At 70.8% G+C, this 18217-nt stretch carries 15 protein-coding genes; 10 read left to right on the top strand and 5 right to left on the bottom strand.

All coding sequences use genetic code 11. From position 1 onward, the window contains the following. The 3 genes from valS to ACVFI9_RS10990 form a co-directional block, all read right to left on the bottom strand. Window positions 1-2577: a valine--tRNA ligase gene (gene valS, locus ACVFI9_RS11000; RefSeq protein ID WP_474762268.1), complete on the bottom strand. Its 2577-nt coding sequence runs from the start codon at window positions 2575-2577 to the stop codon at window positions 1-3. Window positions 2578-2725: 148 nt separating this feature from the next. Further along, window positions 2726-3340 (bottom strand): hypothetical protein, encoded by a 615-nt coding sequence (locus ACVFI9_RS10995; protein ID WP_474762267.1) that lies wholly within the window; start codon window positions 3338-3340, stop codon window positions 2726-2728. Between the two features lie 86 nt (window positions 3341-3426). Next, window positions 3427-4770: an MFS transporter gene (locus ACVFI9_RS10990; RefSeq protein WP_474762266.1), complete on the bottom strand. Its 1344-nt coding sequence runs from the start codon at window positions 4768-4770 to the stop codon at window positions 3427-3429. 75 nt (window positions 4771-4845) lie between these two features. Here ACVFI9_RS10990 and ACVFI9_RS10985 point away from each other — a divergent pair, with 75 nt between their 5' ends. From ACVFI9_RS10985 to ndk, 5 genes are all read left to right on the top strand, one after another. After that, window positions 4846-5241, top strand: a complete 396-nt coding sequence (locus tag ACVFI9_RS10985; protein WP_474762265.1) for a GntR family transcriptional regulator — start codon at window positions 4846-4848, stop codon at window positions 5239-5241. Window positions 5242-5487: 246 nt separating this feature from the next. Then, window positions 5488-8817 carry an isoleucine--tRNA ligase gene (ileS, locus tag ACVFI9_RS10980; RefSeq protein ID WP_474762264.1) on the top strand — a complete coding sequence of 1110 codons (3330 nt, stop codon included), beginning with the start codon at window positions 5488-5490 and terminating at the stop codon, window positions 8815-8817. Beyond that, on the top strand, window positions 8814-10205 hold the full coding sequence (locus tag ACVFI9_RS10975; RefSeq protein WP_474762263.1) for a bifunctional folylpolyglutamate synthase/dihydrofolate synthase: 1392 nt from the start codon (window positions 8814-8816) through the stop codon (window positions 10203-10205). The genes ileS and ACVFI9_RS10975 overlap by 4 nt, the downstream gene beginning before the upstream one ends. Beyond that, on the top strand, window positions 10202-10636 hold the full coding sequence (locus ACVFI9_RS10970) for a DUF4233 domain-containing protein (RefSeq protein ID WP_474762262.1): 435 nt from the start codon (window positions 10202-10204) through the stop codon (window positions 10634-10636). Before ACVFI9_RS10975 ends, ACVFI9_RS10970 begins: the two co-directional genes overlap by 4 nt. After that, on the top strand, window positions 10633-11055 hold the full coding sequence (gene ndk / locus ACVFI9_RS10965; RefSeq protein ID WP_474762261.1) for a nucleoside-diphosphate kinase: 423 nt from the start codon (window positions 10633-10635) through the stop codon (window positions 11053-11055). The genes ACVFI9_RS10970 and ndk overlap by 4 nt, the downstream gene beginning before the upstream one ends. A 69-nt stretch (window positions 11056-11124) precedes the next feature. Here the strand turns inward: ndk and ACVFI9_RS10960 are convergent, their stop codons facing one another. After that, complete coding sequence (locus ACVFI9_RS10960; RefSeq protein WP_474762260.1) at window positions 11125-11751, bottom strand: vitamin K epoxide reductase family protein; 627 nt, start codon at window positions 11749-11751, stop codon at window positions 11125-11127. Between the two features lie 277 nt (window positions 11752-12028). Between ACVFI9_RS10960 and ACVFI9_RS10955 the strand changes: the two genes are divergently transcribed. Beyond that, the gene (locus tag ACVFI9_RS10955) at window positions 12029-14719 is read left to right on the top strand and encodes an Rne/Rng family ribonuclease (protein WP_474762259.1); all 2691 of its coding nucleotides are present in this window, start codon (window positions 12029-12031) and stop codon (window positions 14717-14719) included. Here the strand turns inward: ACVFI9_RS10955 and ACVFI9_RS10950 are convergent. Next, the gene (locus ACVFI9_RS10950) at window positions 14708-14989 is read right to left on the bottom strand and encodes a DUF4031 domain-containing protein (RefSeq protein ID WP_474762258.1); all 282 of its coding nucleotides are present in this window, start codon (window positions 14987-14989) and stop codon (window positions 14708-14710) included. The two genes, ACVFI9_RS10955 and ACVFI9_RS10950, sit on opposite strands and share 12 nt — an antisense overlap. Before the next feature lie 228 nt (window positions 14990-15217). Here ACVFI9_RS10950 and rplU point away from each other — a divergent pair, with 228 nt between their 5' ends. From rplU to proB, 4 genes are all read left to right on the top strand, one after another. Then, complete coding sequence (gene rplU, locus ACVFI9_RS10945; protein WP_148734950.1) at window positions 15218-15526, top strand: 50S ribosomal protein L21; 309 nt, start codon at window positions 15218-15220, stop codon at window positions 15524-15526. A gap of 26 nt (window positions 15527-15552) precedes the next feature. Continuing rightward, complete coding sequence (gene rpmA / locus ACVFI9_RS10940; RefSeq protein WP_148734951.1) at window positions 15553-15810, top strand: 50S ribosomal protein L27; 258 nt, start codon at window positions 15553-15555, stop codon at window positions 15808-15810. A 71-nt stretch (window positions 15811-15881) separates the two neighbouring features. Next, window positions 15882-17402 carry a GTPase ObgE gene (obgE, locus tag ACVFI9_RS10935; RefSeq protein WP_474762257.1) on the top strand — a complete coding sequence of 507 codons (1521 nt, stop codon included), beginning with the start codon at window positions 15882-15884 and terminating at the stop codon, window positions 17400-17402. After that, window positions 17399-18217 (top strand): glutamate 5-kinase, encoded by an 819-nt coding sequence (gene proB / locus ACVFI9_RS10930; protein WP_474762256.1) that lies wholly within the window; start codon window positions 17399-17401, stop codon window positions 18215-18217. The genes obgE and proB overlap by 4 nt, the downstream gene beginning before the upstream one ends.

Below are 18217 nucleotides of genomic sequence, written 5' to 3'. Positions count from 1 at the left end.
TTACGGTGCCTCGAGCATGATGTCGCGGACTCCGAACTCGTCGGCCTCGGCGAAGCCGAGCTCGGTGATGCGCCCGACGGCGCGGAGGTCGGACGCCGCCGACGAGAGCAGGGCGATCGCCGTGGTCGGGGCCGCGATCACGGCGCTCGCCACGGGCGTCTTCTGCGAGGCCTTGGCATCGGTCTTCGCACGACGGATGCCCGTGAGCGCGAGGCTCGTGAGCTCGAGCAGCTCGACCCCCGCCTCGCCGCGCGCGGCGAGCTCGTCGACCTCGGGCCACGGGGCCACGTGCACCGAGCCGTCGTGGGACCAGCGCCAGGCCTCCTCGGTGGCGAACGGGATGACGGGCGCGAAGAGCCGCAACAGCACCCCGAGCGCCGTCTTCAGCGCGGCGACGGCCGAGGCCTGCTCGGGGCTCGGCTCGCCGTATGCGCGCTCCTTGACCAGCTCGAGGTAGTCGTCGCAGAACGTCCAGAAGAAGGTCTCCGTGACCTCCAGGGCGCGCGCGTGGTCGTACGCCTCGTACGCGCGGGTCGCGCTCGCCACGACGTCGGCGAGCCCGGCGAGCATGCTGCGGTCGACGGGCACGCTGACCGGGGCATCCGCGCGGCCCTCGAATCCGAGGATGAACTTCGCCGCGTTCAGCACCTTGATCGCGAGCCGGCGGCCGATCTTCACCTGCGTGGGGTTCTGGGGGTCGAAGGCGGCGTCGGTGCCGAGTCGTGAGGATGCCGCCCAGTAGCGCACCGCATCGGAGCCGTGTTGCTCGAGCAGGCCCGCCGGGGTCACGACGTTGCCCTTCGACTTCGACATCTTCTTGCGGTCGGGGTCGACGATGAAGCCGGAGACGGCCGCGTTCGTCCATGGGACCGTCCCGTGCTCGAGTTCGGCGCGCAGCGCCGTCGAGAACAGCCAGGTGCGGATGATGTCCTGCCCCTGGGGGCGCAGCGAGTAGGGGAACACGAGGTCGAAGAGCTCGGGGTCGCGCTCCCAGCCGCCCGCGAGCTGCGGAGTGAGCGAGGAGGTCGCCCACGTGTCCATGATGTCGTGCTCGCCGACGAAGCCGCCGGGGACGCCGCGCTGGGCTTCGTCGTAGCCGGGCGCCGTCGTCGACGACGGGTCGACGGGCAGCATCTCGCGCGTGGCGATGATGGGCTCGTCGTGCACCGGGTCGCCGTCGGCATCGAGCGGGTACCACACGGGGATCGGCACGCCGAAGAAGCGCTGGCGCGAGATGAGCCAGTCGCCGGAGAGGCCGCCGACCCAGTTCTCGTAGCGCACCCGCATGAAGTCGGGGTGCCAGTCGATCTCGCGGCCGCGCGCGACGAGGCGCTCACGGAGCGCCTCGTCGCGCGCGCCGTTCACGATGTACCACTGTCGCGTCGAGACGATCTCGAGGGGCCGGTCGCCCTTCTCGTAGAACTTCACGGGGTGCGTGATGGGCTTGGGGTCGCCGAGGAGGTCGCCCGAGGCGCGGAGCTGCTCGACCACGGCCTGCTTGGCGGAATACGCCGTCTTGCCGGCGAGTTCGGCGAACGCGGCACGCCCGGCCTCCGAGGTGATCGCGTCGGGCGCCTCGGCGATGATGCGGCCGTCGAATCCGATGATCGCCCGGTTCGGCAGGTCGAGCTCGCGCCACCACACCACGTCGGTGACGTCGCCGAAGGTGCAGATCATGGCGATGCCGGTGCCCTTTTCCTTCTGGGCGAGGTGGTGGGCCACCACGGGCACTTCGACGCCGAAGACGGGCGTCGTCACGGTCGTGCCGAAGAGCGGCTGGTACCGCTCGTCGTCGGGGTGGGCCACCAGGGCGACGCAGGCGGGGATGAGCTCCGGGCGGCTCGTCTCGATCTCGACGGTGCCGCCGTCGGGACGGTGGAAGGTCACCCGGTGGTAATGACCCGGCTGCTCGCGGTCCTCCAGTTCGGCCTGGGCGACTGCGGTGCGGAACGTCACGTCCCAGAGGGTCGGCGCGAGCGCCTGGTACGCCTCACCGCGCTCCACGTTGCGGATGAAGGCGAGCTGCGACGTGAACAGCGCCTCGTCGGCGATGGTGCGGTAGGTCTGCGTCCAGTCGACGGAGAGCCCGAGCGTTCGCCAGAGCGCCTCGAAGTGCTGCTCGTCTTCTGCCGTGAGGCGCTCGCACAGCTCGATGAAGTTGCGGCGGCTGATCGGCACCTGGTCGGCGGGCTTGATGGTCTTGCCCTCGGTGCCCTCGAACGGCGGCGTGAAGTCGGGCTCGTAGGGCAGCGACGGGTCGCAGCGCACGCCGTAGTAGTTCTGCACGCGCCGTTCGGTGGGCAGGCCGTTGTCGTCCCAGCCCATCGGGTAGAACACGCAACGCCCGCGCATGCGCCGGTACCGGGCCACCAGGTCGGTGTGCGTGTACGAGAAGACGTGGCCGATGTGCAGCGACCCCGACGCGGTGGGCGGCGGCGTGTCGATGGAGTACATCGCCTCGCGGGTGGCGCCGGCGCGGTCGAACCGGTAGGTGCCGTCGGACTCCCAGACACCGCCCCACTTCGCTTCGAGACCTTCGAGCGCGGGCTTGTCGGGAATGCGGGCAGTGTCGGTCATGATGCTCCGGTTCGGTATGTGCGGCACCGAGTCCATGATGAGGTGCCTGAGTATGCGACGCTCCAGACTACCGGACCGGCCTGCACGCACGACAGCGCGGCGCATCCCTGCGGCCCGCCGGCAGGCCGGCGGGCACGGTCGGCGGCCGTCACCCTCGTTCGATCGTCACCGAGTGATGGGTGACGCCGGAGGGGCCGCTGATCGTGACCGTGTAGACCTGGCTCGCCTCGGAGCACTGGTACGCGAGGTTGGCGTATCCCGTCGCCGAGGTCGGCACCGACTCGTACGGTTCAGCCTGTGCGTCGGTGGTGCCGACGCCGATCCACGCCTCGGTGGCATCCTCGCTCGCCCAGCTGAACACGAGCGGCACCGAGCTCGCGCCGCCCGAGCAGTCGGCGGTCGCGGGCTCCACCGCAAAGGAGGTGAAGACGGGGCCGGTCACGGGTGGCGGCGCGGGTTCCGACGTGGGTGGAGCGGGCTCGACGGTCGGCTCGATGGGTGCAGGCGTCGGCGTCGGCGAAGCCGTCGGGCTCGGAGTGGGCGTGACGGTCGCCTCGCCGGCCGGCGGCGCCGGGCGCAGGAAGAGCAGGATCAGGAGCACCACGACGGCGAAGGCGAGCAGTCCGACGAGCACCCAGAGCCAGTTCGGCCGGCGCCCGTCATCGGAACGGCCGGGCTCGGCAGGGCCGCCCGCCGAGCCCGTCGTGCCGAGTCGCTCGGTCGCAGGCTCTCGCGGCACCGGCCGCGTCGCATCGTCGCTCATCGTGCCTCCTGAGTCGCCCCGATGCTAGTGGCGCGGCGGCTCGGTGGGCAATGCCCGTTCCGGGTGACGGGAGGGGGCTTCGGCGGTCAGGCCTTCGCCGGCTCGGGTTCCGCCTCGTCGAGCTCGCCCACCTCGGGGGCGTGGTGCATCCGGGATGCCGCCCAGGCGGCCACGAGGGTGATGAGCGAGAGCGCCGCGAGCACGACCCCCGGGTGCCACCACGCGTAGCCGCTCGACTCGCCGATGAGGGTCGTGACGAGCGGGATGAACCCGCTCACCGCAGCCGCGACCGCGTAGGCGACCGAGAGGGCCGAGTAGCGGTAGTGGTCGACGAAGAGGTCGTTCATGAGTCCGCCGAGGGCCGCCCACGACATGGTCGGCAGGATGCCGCCGACGATCATGGTGCCCACCAGCACGGGGAAGCTCGCGAACTGCAGCAGCCAGTACATGGGGAACGTGATGAGCAGCGTGCCGAGGGCGCCCCACGCCACCACCCGGGCTGAGCCGATGCGGTTCGCCCACGCACCGAACAGCGGGATCGTGATGAGCTGCAGGAGCCCGCCGATCGTGGTCGCGACGAGCAGGTCCTGGAACGTGAACCCGAGGGTCGTCACGCCGTAGTTGATCGTGTACGTGTTCATCAGCGAGTACGAGCCGATGCCGAGGAGTGCCGCGCCGAACGCCACGAGAAGCGCGAGCGGCTGCTTCGCGAACATGGTCGCGAACGGCACGCGATCACGGCGCCGCTCGGCGACCACGGCCTTGAAGACCGGGGTCTCGGCGATGGTGAGGCGCAGGTAGAGCGAGACGGCGAGCAGCGGCAGCGCGAGCAGGAACGGGACGCGCCAGCCCCATGCCGCGAGCTCCTCGGCCGGGAGCACGAGCGTCATGACGATGAACACCACGGCCGAGAGGATCGACCCCACCGGGGAGCCGAGCTGCGGCACCGCGGCGTAGAACGCGCGTTTCAGCGGGCTGGCGTGCTCGCTCGCCAGGAGGATGGATCCGCCCCACTCGCCGCCGAGCGACAGGCCCTGCGCGACGCGGAGGATCACGAGCAGCACCGCGCCGAGCCATCCGGCCTGCGCGTAGGTGGGCAGGAAGCCGATCAGGCCCGTGGCGACGCCCATGATGCCGACGGTCCACAGGAGCGTGGCGCGCCGGCCGACGCGGTCGCCGAGGTGTCCGAAGATCGCGGCCCCGATCGGGCGCACGACGAACGCCACCCCGACCGTGGCGAACGCGGCGAGCGTGCCGCCGAAGTCGCCGAGCGGGTCGAAGAACAGCGGGCCGATGAAGAAGGCGGAGAAGTAGGCGAAGAGGTAGAAGTCGAAGGACTCGAGGGAGGTGCCGACCATCGATGCCCACGCGACGCGCCGGACGGAGGTGGTGGGGACAGGGGCGGGCTGAACGGGGGCTGCTGCGGTCACGGGGATATCCTTCCAGCGCTTCGAGGGAGGGACAAGCAAGTTGTTCGCATTGAAATAGAACAATACGATGATGTGATGCGCATCAGCATCGATCCGGCGCTCCCGACGCCGCTGTTCGAGCAGCTCGCCTCGGCCGTTCGGGCCGCGATCGTCGACGGCCGGGTCGTCGGCGGTGAGCGGCTCCCGGCGGCGCGACGGCTCGCCGAGAACCTCGGCGTCAACGTGCACACGGTGCTGCGGGGCTACCAGGTGCTCCGCGACGAGGGGCTCATCGAGCTGCACCGCGGCCGTGGCGCCGTGGTCGCCACCCGCATCGGCGGCCGGAGTGCGCTCGCGAGCGCCATCCACGACCTCGTCGACGAGGCGAAGCTGCACGACCTCCCAGAGAGCGCCCTGCTCGCGCTCGTCAGCGAGGCCTTCCGCTCGATCCCGCCCGCACCCGGGATGCTCCGCACTCGGCCGACACGGTAGTCTTGACGGCAACGACGCCGATCCGGCCATCACCGGGGAGTCTTCGGAAGAACGCGCAACGGGCCTCACGAGGCATCCGTTCGTCAGTAGAACCGAACGGGGCAGGCCCGTCACAGCCCGAGCAAGAGCGGCGAATCGGTCCCTGAGCCCGTCGAAGGGCCCGATCCGCAAGCGAGGTGGTACCGCGGCGGAGCTCGACGAGCGGCCGGCGTCCTCGCAGAGGCATCCGTCCCGCAAGGAGCGAGCGTGTACCCGCGCACCCCCGACGACCACGGCGTCGCACCCTCACCCGACTTCCCGGCCATCGAACGCGACGTGCTCGCCTTCTGGAAGCAGGACGGCACGTTCCAGGCATCCATCGACCAGCGCGAGGGCGCACCCGAGTGGGTGTTCTACGACGGCCCGCCGTTCGCGAACGGGCTGCCGCACTACGGCCACCTGCTCACGGGCTACGCGAAGGATCTCTTCCCCCGCTACCAGACGATGCGCGGCCGGCAGGTGCACCGGCGCTTCGGCTGGGACACGCACGGCCTGCCCGCCGAGCTCGAGGCCGAGCGGCAGCTCGGCATCACCGACAAGAGCCAGATCGAGGAGATGGGCATCGCGGCCTTCAACCAGGCCGCCCGCGACGCCGTGCTCCGGTACACGAAGGAGTGGGAGGAGTACGTCACCCGGCAGGCGCGCTGGGTCGACTTCGCCGACGACTACAAGACGCTCGACGTCACCTTCATGGAATCGGTGATCTGGGCGTTCAAGACCCTGCACGACAAGGGCCTCGCCTACGAGGGCTACCGGGTGCTGCCCTACTGCTGGCGCGACCAGACGCCGCTCTCGAACCACGAGCTGCGCATGGACGACGACGTCTACAAGAACGTGCAGGACCAGACCGTCACGGTCACGTTCCCGCTCGTCGGCGCGAAGGCCGAATCGCTCGGACTCACCGCGGTGCGCGCGCTCGCGTGGACGACGACGCCCTGGACCCTGCCGACGAACTTCGCGCTCGCGGTGGGTCCCGACATCGAGTACGCGGTCGTACCGGCCGGCCCGAACGGCACCCCCGACGCGACGGTGCTCCGCGAGAAGGCCGGAGGTGCCCCTTCGACCGGCTCAGGGAGCACCGACACCGAGGTGCTCGGCGGCGAGTACCTGCTCGCTCGTGATCTCGTGGGCGGCTACGCGAAGGAGCTCGGCTACGACTCGGCCGACGACGCACGTGCCGCGATCTCCCGCACGCTGCGCGGCGCCGAACTCGAGGGCGTCGCCTACGACCGGCTCTTCGACTACTACGCCGACGTCGAGCGGTACGGCCTCGAGAACGCGTGGCGCATCCTCGTGGCCGACTACGTCACGACCGACGACGGCACCGGCATCGTGCACCAGGCCCCGGCCTACGGCGAGGAGGACCAGAAGGTCGGCGAGGCCGCCGGCATCCCGGTCGTCATCTCGCTCGACGAGGGCGGTCGGTTCCTGCCCGAGGTGACGGATGTCGCGGGCCTGCTCTGGAGCGACGCGAATCGTCCGCTCATCAACGTGCTGAAGGCCGAGGGCCGACTGCTGCGCGAGGCGAGCTACGTGCACTCGTACCCGCACTGCTGGCGTTGCCGGAACCCGCTCATCTACCGGGCGGTGTCGAGCTGGTTCATCCGCGTGCCCGAGTTCCGCGACCGCATGGGCGAGCTCAACCAGCAGATCAACTGGGTGCCCGACAACGTGAAGGACGGGCAGTTCGGCAAGTGGGTCGCCGGCGCGCGCGACTGGTCGATCAGCCGCAACCGGTACTGGGGCTCGCCGATCCCGGTGTGGAAGAGCGACGACCCCGCGCACCCGCGCATCGACGTGTACGGCTCGCTCGAGGAGCTCGAGCGCGACTTCGGGCGCCTCCCGCGCAACTCGCATGGCGAGCCCGACCTTCACCGCCCGTACATCGACGAGCTCACCCGGCCGAACCCCGACGATCCCACGGGTCGCAGCACCATGCGGCGCATCCCCGACGTGCTCGACGTGTGGTTCGACTCGGGATCGATGCCGTTCGCGCAGGTGCACTACCCGTTCGAGAACCGGGACTGGTTCGACTCGCACAACCCCGCCGACTTCATCGTCGAGTACATCGGGCAGACGCGCGGCTGGTTCTACACGCTGCACGTGCTCTCGACGGCGCTGTTCGACCGGCCGGCGTTCGAGAACGTCGTCAGCCACGGCATCGTGCTCGGCAGCGACGGGCAGAAGATGTCGAAGTCGCTGCGCAACTATCCGGATGTCTCGGAGGTGTTCGATCGCGACGGCTCCGACGCGATGCGCTGGTTCCTGATGTCGAGCTCCGTGCTGCGCGGCGGGAACCTCATCGTCACCGAGGAGGGCATCCGCGAGGGTGTGCGCCAGCTCATGCTGCCGCTCTGGAGCACCTGGTACTTCTTCTCGCTGTACGCCAACACCGCGCGCGAGGGCGGCTACGAGGCATCCCGCCGCACGGACTCGACCGACGTGCTCGACCGGTACCTGCTCGCGAAGCTCCGCGACCTCGTGACCGCGGTCACGGCCGATCTCGACGAGTTCGACTCGCCGCTCGCGGCGCAGAAGCTGCGCGACTTCGGCGACATCCTCACGAACTGGTACGTGCGCCGCTCGCGCGACCGGTTCTGGCAGGGCGTCGGCGACGACGGCCGGGGCACCGAGGCCTTCGACACGCTCTACACCGTGCTCGAGACGCTCACCCGCCTCGCCGCACCGCTCCTGCCGCTCGTCACCGAGCAGGTCTGGCGTGGGCTCACCGGCGGTCGCAGCGTGCACCTCGCCGACTGGCCCGACGCGGCCGAGTTCCCCGCCGACGACGCGCTCGTCGCCGCCATGGACGCGGTGCGCGAGATCAGCGGCGCCGCCCTCGCGCTGCGCAAGCAGGCGGGGCGACGGGTGCGCCTGCCGCTCGCGAACCTGACGGTCGTGACGACGGATGCCGCGACCCTGCGCCAGTTCGAGGGGATCCTCCGCGACGAGCTCAACGTGAAGTCGGTCGACCTCGTCGAGCTCGACGCGTCGAGTGCCGAAGCCTACGGCGTCACCAAGCGGCTCAGCGTCAACGCTCGCGCCGCCGGTCCCCGACTCGGCAAGGGCGTGCAGCAGGCCATCCAGGCCGCGCGCTCCGGCGACTGGAGCCTCGACGGCGACACCGTCGTCGCGGGCGGCATCGCGCTCGAGCCCGGGGAGTACGAGCTCGTGCTCGAGGCCGGGGGCTCGGGCGACGGGTCGAGCGCGCTCGCGCTGCTCCGCGACGGCGGCTTCGTGATCCTCGACACCGCCACCACGCCCGAGCTCGAGGCCGAGGGCCTCGCGCGCGACGTGGTGCGCGCCGTGCAGGACGCCCGCAAGGCCGCCGGGCTGGAGGTCGGCGACCGCATCCGCCTGGCGCTCACCCTCGACGCCGAGGGGGCGGCCGCGGCATCCGCTCACCACACCCTCATCTCACGCGAGACGCTCGCGGAAGAACTCGACATCGAGACGAGCGTCGACGTCTCGGGCGCCGCCGCGGCGCGCCCGGTCGGCGACGGCTCGTCACTGCTCGTGGACCTGGAGAAGCTGTGAACGACGACGCCACCGACGCGCCGCACGGCGGCGACGACGCCGCGTTCCGCGACGCGGCCGACGCCGTGTACGAGGCGCTCATCTCGCGTGTCGGCGAGGGGTCGCCCCGGCCGCGACTCGCGCCGACCCGGCGCACGGTCGAACTGCTCGGCGACCCGCACCGCGCGGCACCCGTCATCCACATCACGGGGACCAACGGGAAGACGTCGACGAGCCGCATGATCGAGGCGATGCTGCGGGCGTCCGGGCTCCGCACCGGCCTCCTCACGAGCCCGCACCTCGAGCGCTTCACCGAGCGCATCCGCATCGACGGCGAGCCGATCTCCGACGAGGCGGTGGCACGCAACTGGGAGGAGATCCTCCCGTTCATCGTGATCGTCGACGCCGAGCTCGAGGGCGCAGGCGAGGAGCCGCTCACGTTCTTCGAGGTGCTCACGGTGCTCGCGTTCGTCTGCTTCGCCGATGCGCCCGTCGACGTGGTGGTGCTCGAGGTCGGCATGGGCGGCGAATGGGACTCGACCAACGTCGCCGACGGGCAGGTCGCCGTGTTCACGCCGATCGACCTCGACCACCAGTCGCGCCTCGGCAACACCATCACCGAGATCGCCCGCACCAAGTCGGGCATCATCAAGCCGATGTCCGCCGTCATCACCGCACGGCAGCCCGACGCGGCGCTCGCGGTGCTCGAGGAGGCCGCCGAGCTCACCGAGTCGAGCATCGCCGTCGAGGGCGACGCATTCGACGTGCTGGAGTCGCGAGTGGCCGTCGGCGGCCAGCTCGTGTCGGTGCGTGGACTTGCGGGCGAGTACCGCGACGTGCCGCTGCCGCTCTTCGGTCGCTTCCAGGCCGAGAACGCTGCGGTCGCGATCGCGGCCGTCGAGGCGTTCATCGGCGGCGGGGCGGTTCGGCTGGCCGACGAGATCGTCGAGGGCGGCCTCGCGGCGGTGACGTCGCCCGGGAGACTGCAGACCATCGCCACCGAACCCGTCGTCATCGTCGACGCGGCGCACAACCCGCACGGCGCCGCCGCGCTCGTGGCCGCGCTCGACGAGTACTTCGACTTCGACGAGGTCATCGTCGTGCTCGGCGTGCTCGGCGACAAGGATGCGACCGGCATCGTCGACGTGCTCGCCGGAACGAACGCGTCGTTCATCGTGACGAAGCCCGACACCGATCGCGCGCGCGACGTCGACGAGCTCGCAGGGCTCGTCGCCGCCAGGGTGGGCGCCGACCGCGTGCACGCCGTCGACCGGCTCGACGACGCGCTCGACGAGGCCCGCGACTGGGCCGCCGAGGCACCGAAGCGCGCGGTGGTCGTCACCGGCTCGATCGTGCTCGTCGGCGAGGCCATGGCCATCGCCGCCGACCGCGGATGGGGGCGCGCGTGAGCGACCCGAATCCCCAGCCGGCGCCGCAACCCGCGTCGGGGCCGACGCCCCCCGCTCGGTCGGCCAAGCAGACGCTCGGCACCATGCTGCTCGCGTTCGAGGTCATCGTGGTGTTCCTCGCGGCGCTCGTCATCTGGGGCCTCGCACCCACCGAGAACAGCTCGTTCGACCTGCCTCCGTGGGTCGCCCTCGCGGCAGGCGGCGTGCTCATCGTCGGCCTCATCGCCACCATCGGGCTGCTGCGCTTCTCGTGGGGCTTCATCGTCGGATGGGTGCTACAGGCGCTCATCTTCGCCGCCGGATTGCTCAATCCGGCGATGTTCATCGTGGGTGCGATCTTCGGCGGCATGTGGTGGTACGGCATGGTCGCGGGAGCCCGCATCGATCGGAACAGGACGGCGATCGCCGATCCGGGGAAGGAACAGGAATGACCACTGCCATCGAGGAGACCCTCGTGCTCGTGAAGCCCGACGGGGTCGCGCGCAACCTCACCGGTGAGATCCTCCGTCGCATCGAGGCCAAGGGCTACACCCTCATCGACCTCCGCATGGTCCAGGCCGATCGCGAGCTCCTCGCGAACCACTACGCCGAGCACGAGGGCAAGCCGTTCTACGAGCCGCTCATCGAGTTCATGCAGTCGGGACCGACGGTCGCCATGAGGGTCGCCGGCAATCGCGTGATCGAGGGCTTCCGCGTGCTCGCCGGGACCACCGACCCCACGACGGCCGCGCCGGGCACCATCCGCGGCGACTTCGGCCGCGACTGGGGCCTCAAGGTGCAGCAGAACCTCGTGCACGGCTCCGACTCGGTCGAGTCGGCAGAGCGCGAGCTCGACCTCTGGTTCGCCTGAGCCGATGCCGCGCCGGCCGGTTCGCCCGAGCCGATGCCGCGCCGGCCGGTTCGCCCGGCCGGCGCGTCGTCAGCGGAAGAGGTTGCCGATCTCGATGATCGCCAGCGGAACGGCGTTGAGCTGCAGCTGCGCGAGGATGATCACCACGAGGTAGACCACCACCGTCATCAGCGGGATCCACTTGAACCACTCGGCGGCGAGCTGCCGCGTGCGTTCCGAGACGGGAATATGTCCCTCGCGCAGGTTGTGCAGCGTGACGGCGAGGAAGGTCGGGATCGTCACGGCCCAGGTGAGCATGCACCACGGGCACAGCACGCCGAGCACGTAGATGCTCTGCGCGATGAGCCAGCCCACGAACACGATGGCGCCGAGCACGCCGACGTTGAAGCCGAGCCAGAACCAGCGGTCGAATCGGGCGCCGGCCAGCATCGCCACGGCGATGGTGATGACGACCGGCCAGGCCATCAGCCCGATGAACGGGTTCGGGAACCCGAAGAGCGCACCCTGCCACGAGCCGAGGTTGGTGCTGCAGCTCACGAGGATGCCGACGTTGCAGCTCGGGACGTGCCCTGGATCGGCCAGCACGAGCACCTTCTCGAGCGAGAGCTCGAACGCGGCGAGGAGGCCGAGCGCCCCTGCGACGATGAGGAAGACCGCGAATCCCGTGCGACGGGACCGACTGGGGGAGTCCGGCATGGTCGTATTCTGGCATGCCGATTCCACACCTCCCTGTGAGACCGTGCGATAATCGAAGCAGTCGTCCGGGCCGCGCCCGGCACGACGCCAATGAAGGCTTTGAGGATGCACCGCATCCGACTGTGCGGTCGTATGCACCGCGAGACGTGGCGACACAGGCAACCTGCCGGTCGCAGGAGTGAAGGATTGGCGGTTCCACGCACGGCGTGAACCGCTCGAGACGAGAACGGAGACGGATGGCGCGGCCATCCCGATCCGTCGTAGGAGTGCACCAGAGATGGTGGAAGGCAACGACAACACCACGAACGATTCCGCAACCGGCGACGGCACACCGAGGCGACGGGTCGGCCTGTTCAGCGCACGTCGCGCGGGCCGGGGTCGAGTGACGACGGCGCGCACCGAGCCGACCGGCGAGACCGACGTCCCCGCGGCCGAGGCGGCCGTGAAGCCCCCTGCGGACGCGCCCGAGCCCCGGGTCGAGCCGGCCTCGCCCGAGGCCGACGTCGAAGCAGCGCCGCCCGAGGCCGAGGAGGCCGAGGAGGTCGCCGCCGCGGCGGACGTCGCGACCGAGCCCGCGGCCGCGAAGGGGTCGACGGATGCCCCGGCGCGCGAGTCGTCCGACGAGGCGCAGCCCGAGGCATCCGAGGTCCCGGTGGAGCCGGCCCCCGAGAAGCCGGTCTCGCCGATCCCGGCCGAGCTCACGACGACCTCCCTGATCTTCCACGCGCCCCCCGTGTTCGTTCCTGCGGAGCAGCCCGAGCGGGCCGGCGACGACGAGGAGGGCTCGAGCGTGCGCCGGCGTTCGCGTCGCCGCAGCGGCGAGGAGGCCCGGGCCGCGGGCGACGAGCCGGCGAACACCGTCGTCAAGGTGCGCAAGCCCCGTGAGCCCGAGCTCATCACCGAGCCGCAGAAGGTCAAGGGCTCCACGCGCCTCGAGGCGAAGAAGCAGCGCCGCCGCGACGGCCGCGACGCCGGCCGCCGCCGTGCCGTGATCACCGAGGCCGAGTTCCTCGCGCGCCGCGAGTCGGTCGACCGCCAGATGATCGTGCGCGCGAAGGACGGCCGCATCCAGATCGGCGTGCTCGAAGACGGCGTGCTCGTCGAGCACTACGTGGCCCGCAACCAGGACGCGTCGCTCATCGGCAACGTGTACCTCGGCCGCGTGCAGAACGTGCTGCCGAGCATGGAGGCCGCGTTCGTCGACATCGGCCGCGGCCGCAACGCCGTGCTCTACTCGGGCGAGGTCGACTGGGATGCCGCCGCCGAGAACGGCGAGAAGAACCAGCCCCGCCGCATCGAGCTCGCGCTGAAGCCCGGCGACCGGGTGCTCGTGCAGGTCACCAAGGATCCCGTCGGCCACAAGGGTGCACGACTCACGAGCCAGGTCTCGCTGCCCGGCCGCTACCTCGTGTACGTGCCGAACGGCTCGATGAACGGCATCAGCCGCAAGCTCCCCGACACCGAGCGGGCGCGCCTGAAGAAGATCCTGAAGGAGGTGCTGCCCGACAACGTCGGCGTCATCGTGCGCACCGCCGCCGAGGGCGCCACCGAGGAGCAGCTCACGCTCGACGTGAACCGCCTCATCGCGCAGTGGGCCGACATCTCGACGCAGCTCGAGAAGGTGCAGGCGCCGGCGCTCCTGCACTCCGAGCCCGACCTGCTCATCAAGATCGTCCGCGACGTCTTCAACGAGGACTTCCAGAAGATGATCATCGCGGGCGACGACGCACGCGAGACCATCGAGCGCTACCTCCGCGCCGTCGCGCCCGACCTGCTCGAGCGGGTCGAGGCCTATGCGGGCGAACGCGACGCGTTCGACGAGTTCCGTATCACCGAGCAGATCGAGAAGGCCCTCGACCGCAAGGTGTGGCTGCCCTCGGGCGGCTCGCTCGTGATCGACCGCACCGAGGCCATGACGGTCGTCGACGTGAACACCGGCAAGTTCGTGGGCTCGGGCGGCAACCTCGAGGAGACGGTCACGAAGAACAACCTCGAGGCTGCCGAGGAGATCGTGCGGCAACTCCGGCTCCGCGACATCGGCGGCATCATCGTGGTCGACTTCATCGACATGGTGCTCGAGTCGAACCGCGACCTCGTGCTGCGCCGGCTCGTCGAGTGCCTCTCGCGCGACCGCACCAAGCACCAGGTCGCCGAGGTGACGTCGCTCGGACTTGTGCAGATGACGCGCAAGAAGCTCGGCCTCGGCCTCCTCGAGTCGTTCAGCGAACCGTGCGAGGTCTGCGCAGGCAGAGGCATCATCGTGCACCACGAGCCGATCATGAAGCACCGGGCGCCGCAGCAGCCCGAGCGCAGCGGTCGGGGTCGGGGTCGCGGCAACCAGCAGCAGGCGGCTGCCACGGAGCCGAAGGCGCACACCGGGACGCACGCGATCACCGAGGACGTCAAGCACGCCCTCGCGCAGATCGCCGCTTCGACGATCCCGCACGCCGACAACCACAAGCACGTCGAGCAGCCGGCTGCCGCGCGTGAGGCCGAGCCCGTCGTGGCTTCGACCTCCGAGTCCGAGGCCGCCGGCGCGGGTCTCGTCGAATCGCCGTCATCGCAGCCCTCAGGTTCCGGACGCCGTCGCGGACGTCACCGCCGGGTCACGCAGGAGCAGGGCGCCGCGACCGAGTCGGATGTCGCGAGCGCACCGGTCGCGTCCGCCGCCACCGCCGAGCCGGCCACGGCCGCCGCACCCGCCGAGCCCGAGGCGCCGGCCGTGCCGCTCGTGGAGCTTCCGCCGGTGGTGCCCGTCGAGCGCAAGCGCCCGGTACGGGTCGAAGACGCCGAGGTGCTCCTCGACTCGGTGCTGGATGCGCTTCCCGCCCCGAAGAAGGCGGGTGAGGGGCGTGCCCGCAGTCGACGCGTGTCGACGGCGGCGCTCAGCCCCGCAGGCGGTCCGCCCGTCATCACGCGTGCCGACGGCTCGTCGGCGACGCCCGAGGAATCGACCTCAGGACGCTGAGCGGGCGCGCCGCTCGCGCGGCGTGACCCGGAGCCCGCTGGCGGCGAGCCGGCGCACGAGCTCCCGTGGCGACACGGGCTCGGCGCCGGCGGCCACCAGCTCGGCGTAGCGCTCGACGGGCACGTCGTAGTGGTCGAGGTCGAACCCGCGGCGGGGGAGCCCGGTCCGCTCGGCGAACGCCTGCAGCTCCTCGATCGAGCGGTCGCTCACGAGGTGCGCCCACACGGTGCCGTGCTTCGGCCAGAGGGGCGTGTCGATGAGCACGGTCATGCGGCCGATCCTACGCGCGCCGGGTCCGCGGGCCCTGAGATGCCCGCGGGTGTCGCGTTTGACCGGCCACGGGGCATCCGTGTAAACTCGACCGTTGGTGCCACCGCTTATCCCGGTGAGCCCGCACAGTTTTCTGGCAGACGACCCTCCTTCCCGCTGGGGTCTCGCGCGCAGTGACATCCCCATCACACGAACGGAGCCCCGGCTCCCCAGAGATAGGTACGAGTAGTGGTTTACGCAGTAGTGCGCGCCGGCGGTCGGCAGGAGAAGGTCGAAGTCGGCACCATCGTGACGATGGACCGCATCAAGGCTGACAAGGACGGCAACGTCCAGCTCACGCCGGTCCTCTTCGTCGACGGCGACAAGATCACCTCCGACGCCAAGTCGCTCGCGAAGATCACGGTGACGGCCGAGGTCCTGAACGACCTCCGCGGCCCCAAGATCGTGATCCAGAAGTTCAAGAACAAGACCGGCTACAAGAAGCGCCAGGGCCACCGTCAGGAGCTCACGCGCGTCAAGATCACCGGCATCAAGTAGCCCGCGGCTCGCAAGGAGAGACAGACATGGCACACAAAAAGGGAGCGAGCTCCACTCGCAACGGTCGTGACTCGAACGCCCAGCGCCTCGGCGTGAAGCGCTTCGGCGGCCAGGTCGTCAGCGCGGGCGAGATCCTCGTCCGCCAGCGCGGCACCCACTTCCACCCGGGTGCGGGCGTCGGTCGCGGTGGCGACGACACCCTGTTCGCCCTCGAGGCGGGCGCCGTGCAGTTCGGCACCAAGGGCGGCCGCAAGGTCGTCAACATCGTGGCGGCCGGCGAATAGTCGATCGAACGGTTTCGTGAGGGCGGGCTTCGGCTCGCCCTCACGCATTTCAGCTCGAGGAGGGATGCAGCATGGTCAGCTTCGTCGACCAGGTGACGCTGTTCGTGCGCGCCGGTCACGGCGGGAACGGCTGCGTCTCCGTGCGCCGTGAGAAGTTCAAGCCGCTCGGCGGGCCCGACGGCGGCAACGGCGGCCACGGTGGCGACATCGTGCTCGTCGCCGATCCGCAGGTCACCACGCTCCTCGCGTACCACGGCCGTCCGCACCGCTCGTCGCCGAACGGCCAGCCCGGCATGGGCGACAACCGGTCGGGTGCGGCGGGCGAGACCGTGGAGCTGCCCGTGCCCGTCGGCACCGTCGTGAAGGATCCCGACGGCACCGAACTCGCCGACCTCGCCGAGCCCGGCATGCGGTTCATCGTCGCGCCCGGCGGGCAGGGCGGCCTCGGCAACGCCGCCCTCGCCTCGACGAAGCGCAAGGCGCCCGGCTTCGCGCTGCTCGGCACGCCCGGCTACGAGGGCGAGGTCACCCTCGAGCTGAAGACCATCGCGGATGTCGCCCTCGTCGGCTTCCCGTCGGCCGGCAAGTCGAGCCTCATCGCCGCCCTCTCGGCGGCCAGGCCGAAGATCGCCGACTATCCGTTCACCACGCTGCATCCGAACCTCGGCGTCGTGCAGGCGGGCGACCATCGCTTCACCGTGGCGGACGTTCCCGGCCTCATCGAGGGCGCGAGCGAGGGCAAGGGCCTCGGGCTCGAGTTCCTGCGCCACGTCGAGCGCTGCTCGGCGCTGCTGCACGTCATCGACTGCGCCACGCTCGAGTCCGGTCGCGACCCCGTGAGCGACCTCGACGTCATCCTCGCCGAGCTCGCCGCGTACGACGTCCCCGAGGGCCAGCGGCCGCTGCTCGAGCGCCCGCAGCTCGTCGCGCTCAACAAGGTCGACGTGCCCGAGGCTCGCGACCTCGCCGAACTCGTGCGCCCTGAGTTCGAGTCCCGCGGCTACCGCGTGTTCGAGATCTCGACCGTGAGCCACGAGGGCCTCCGGCAGCTCGGATTCGCGCTCGGCGAGCTCGTCGACCAGGCGCGCGCCGAGGCGGCATCCGCCCCAGCCGCGCCGCGCATCGTGATGCGACCCAGGGCCGTCGACGAGGTCGACTTCGTCGTGCGGGCCGAGGGCGGCAGCTACGGCACGATCTACCGCGTGCTCGGCGCGAAGCCCGAGCGCTGGGTCGCCCAGACCGACTTCACGAACGACGAGGCCGTCGGCTACCTCGCCGACCGGCTCGCCCGACTCGGCGTCGAGGACGAACTCGTTCGCGCCGGAGCGGTCGCGGGCTCGACCGTCGTGATCGGCCCCGGATCGGGGGTCGTGTTCGACTGGGAGCCCACGCTCACCTCGACCGCGGAGCTCATCACCTCGCCGCGCGGCTCCGATGTGCGGCTCGACGAGGGGCGCCGCGCGACGCGCGCCGAGCGCCGGAGCGAGTACCACGAACGCATGGACGCCAAGGCCGAGGCACGCGCCGAGCTCGAGCGCGAGCGCGAGGCGGGCATCTGGTCGGGCGACGAAGGCGAGGAGGGCGAACGGTGACCCCGCGCACTCGCGCCGGCATCCCGACGGCGAAGCGCATCGTCGTCAAGGTCGGCTCGTCGTCGATCAGCGGCGAGAACGCCGGACAGATCGGCCCGCTCGTCGATGCCCTCGCCGGCGCCCACGAGCGCGGTACCGAGGTCGTGCTCGTCTCCTCGGGCGCCATCGCCACGGGCATGCCCTACCTCCGGCTCGAGGAACGACCGACCGATCTCGCGACGCAGCAGGCCGCGGCATCCGTCGGCCAGAACCTCCTCGTCTTCCGCTACCAGGACTCGCTCGATCGCTACGGCATCGTCGCCGGCCAGGTGCTGCTCACCGCCGGGGACCTCGAGCACGCGACGCCGCGCTCGAACGCGCAGCGCGCCATGGACCGGCTGCTCGCCCTGCGCATCCTGCCGATCGTGAACGAGAACGACACCGTCGCGACGCACGAGATCCGCTTCGGCGACAACGATCGCCTCGCCGCGCTCGTCGCCGAGCTCATCGGCGCCGACCTGCTCGTGCTCCTCTCCGATGTCGACGCGCTCTACACGAAGCCCCCGCACCTCGAGGGCGCGGAGCGCATCGCGCACGTGCCCTTCGGCGACGCGCTCGCGGGCGTCGAGATCGGTTCGATCGGCCGTGCCGGCGTGGGCACCGGGGGAGCGGAGACCAAGGTCTCCGCTGCGCGCATCGCCGCCGAGGCGGGCGCCGCCGTGCTCATCACCGCCACGACGCTCGTCTCGGAAGCGCTTGCGGGCGAGGAGGTCGGCACCTGGTTCGATGCCGGCCCGCGACGTCATCCGGCGACCGCCGACTCCGTGCTCGCATAG

The organism is Agromyces sp. NSFZ (assembly GCF_056156205.1).
Note: the sequence above shows the minus strand (reverse complement) of the source record. Positions and strands in the feature narration are given on the sequence as shown.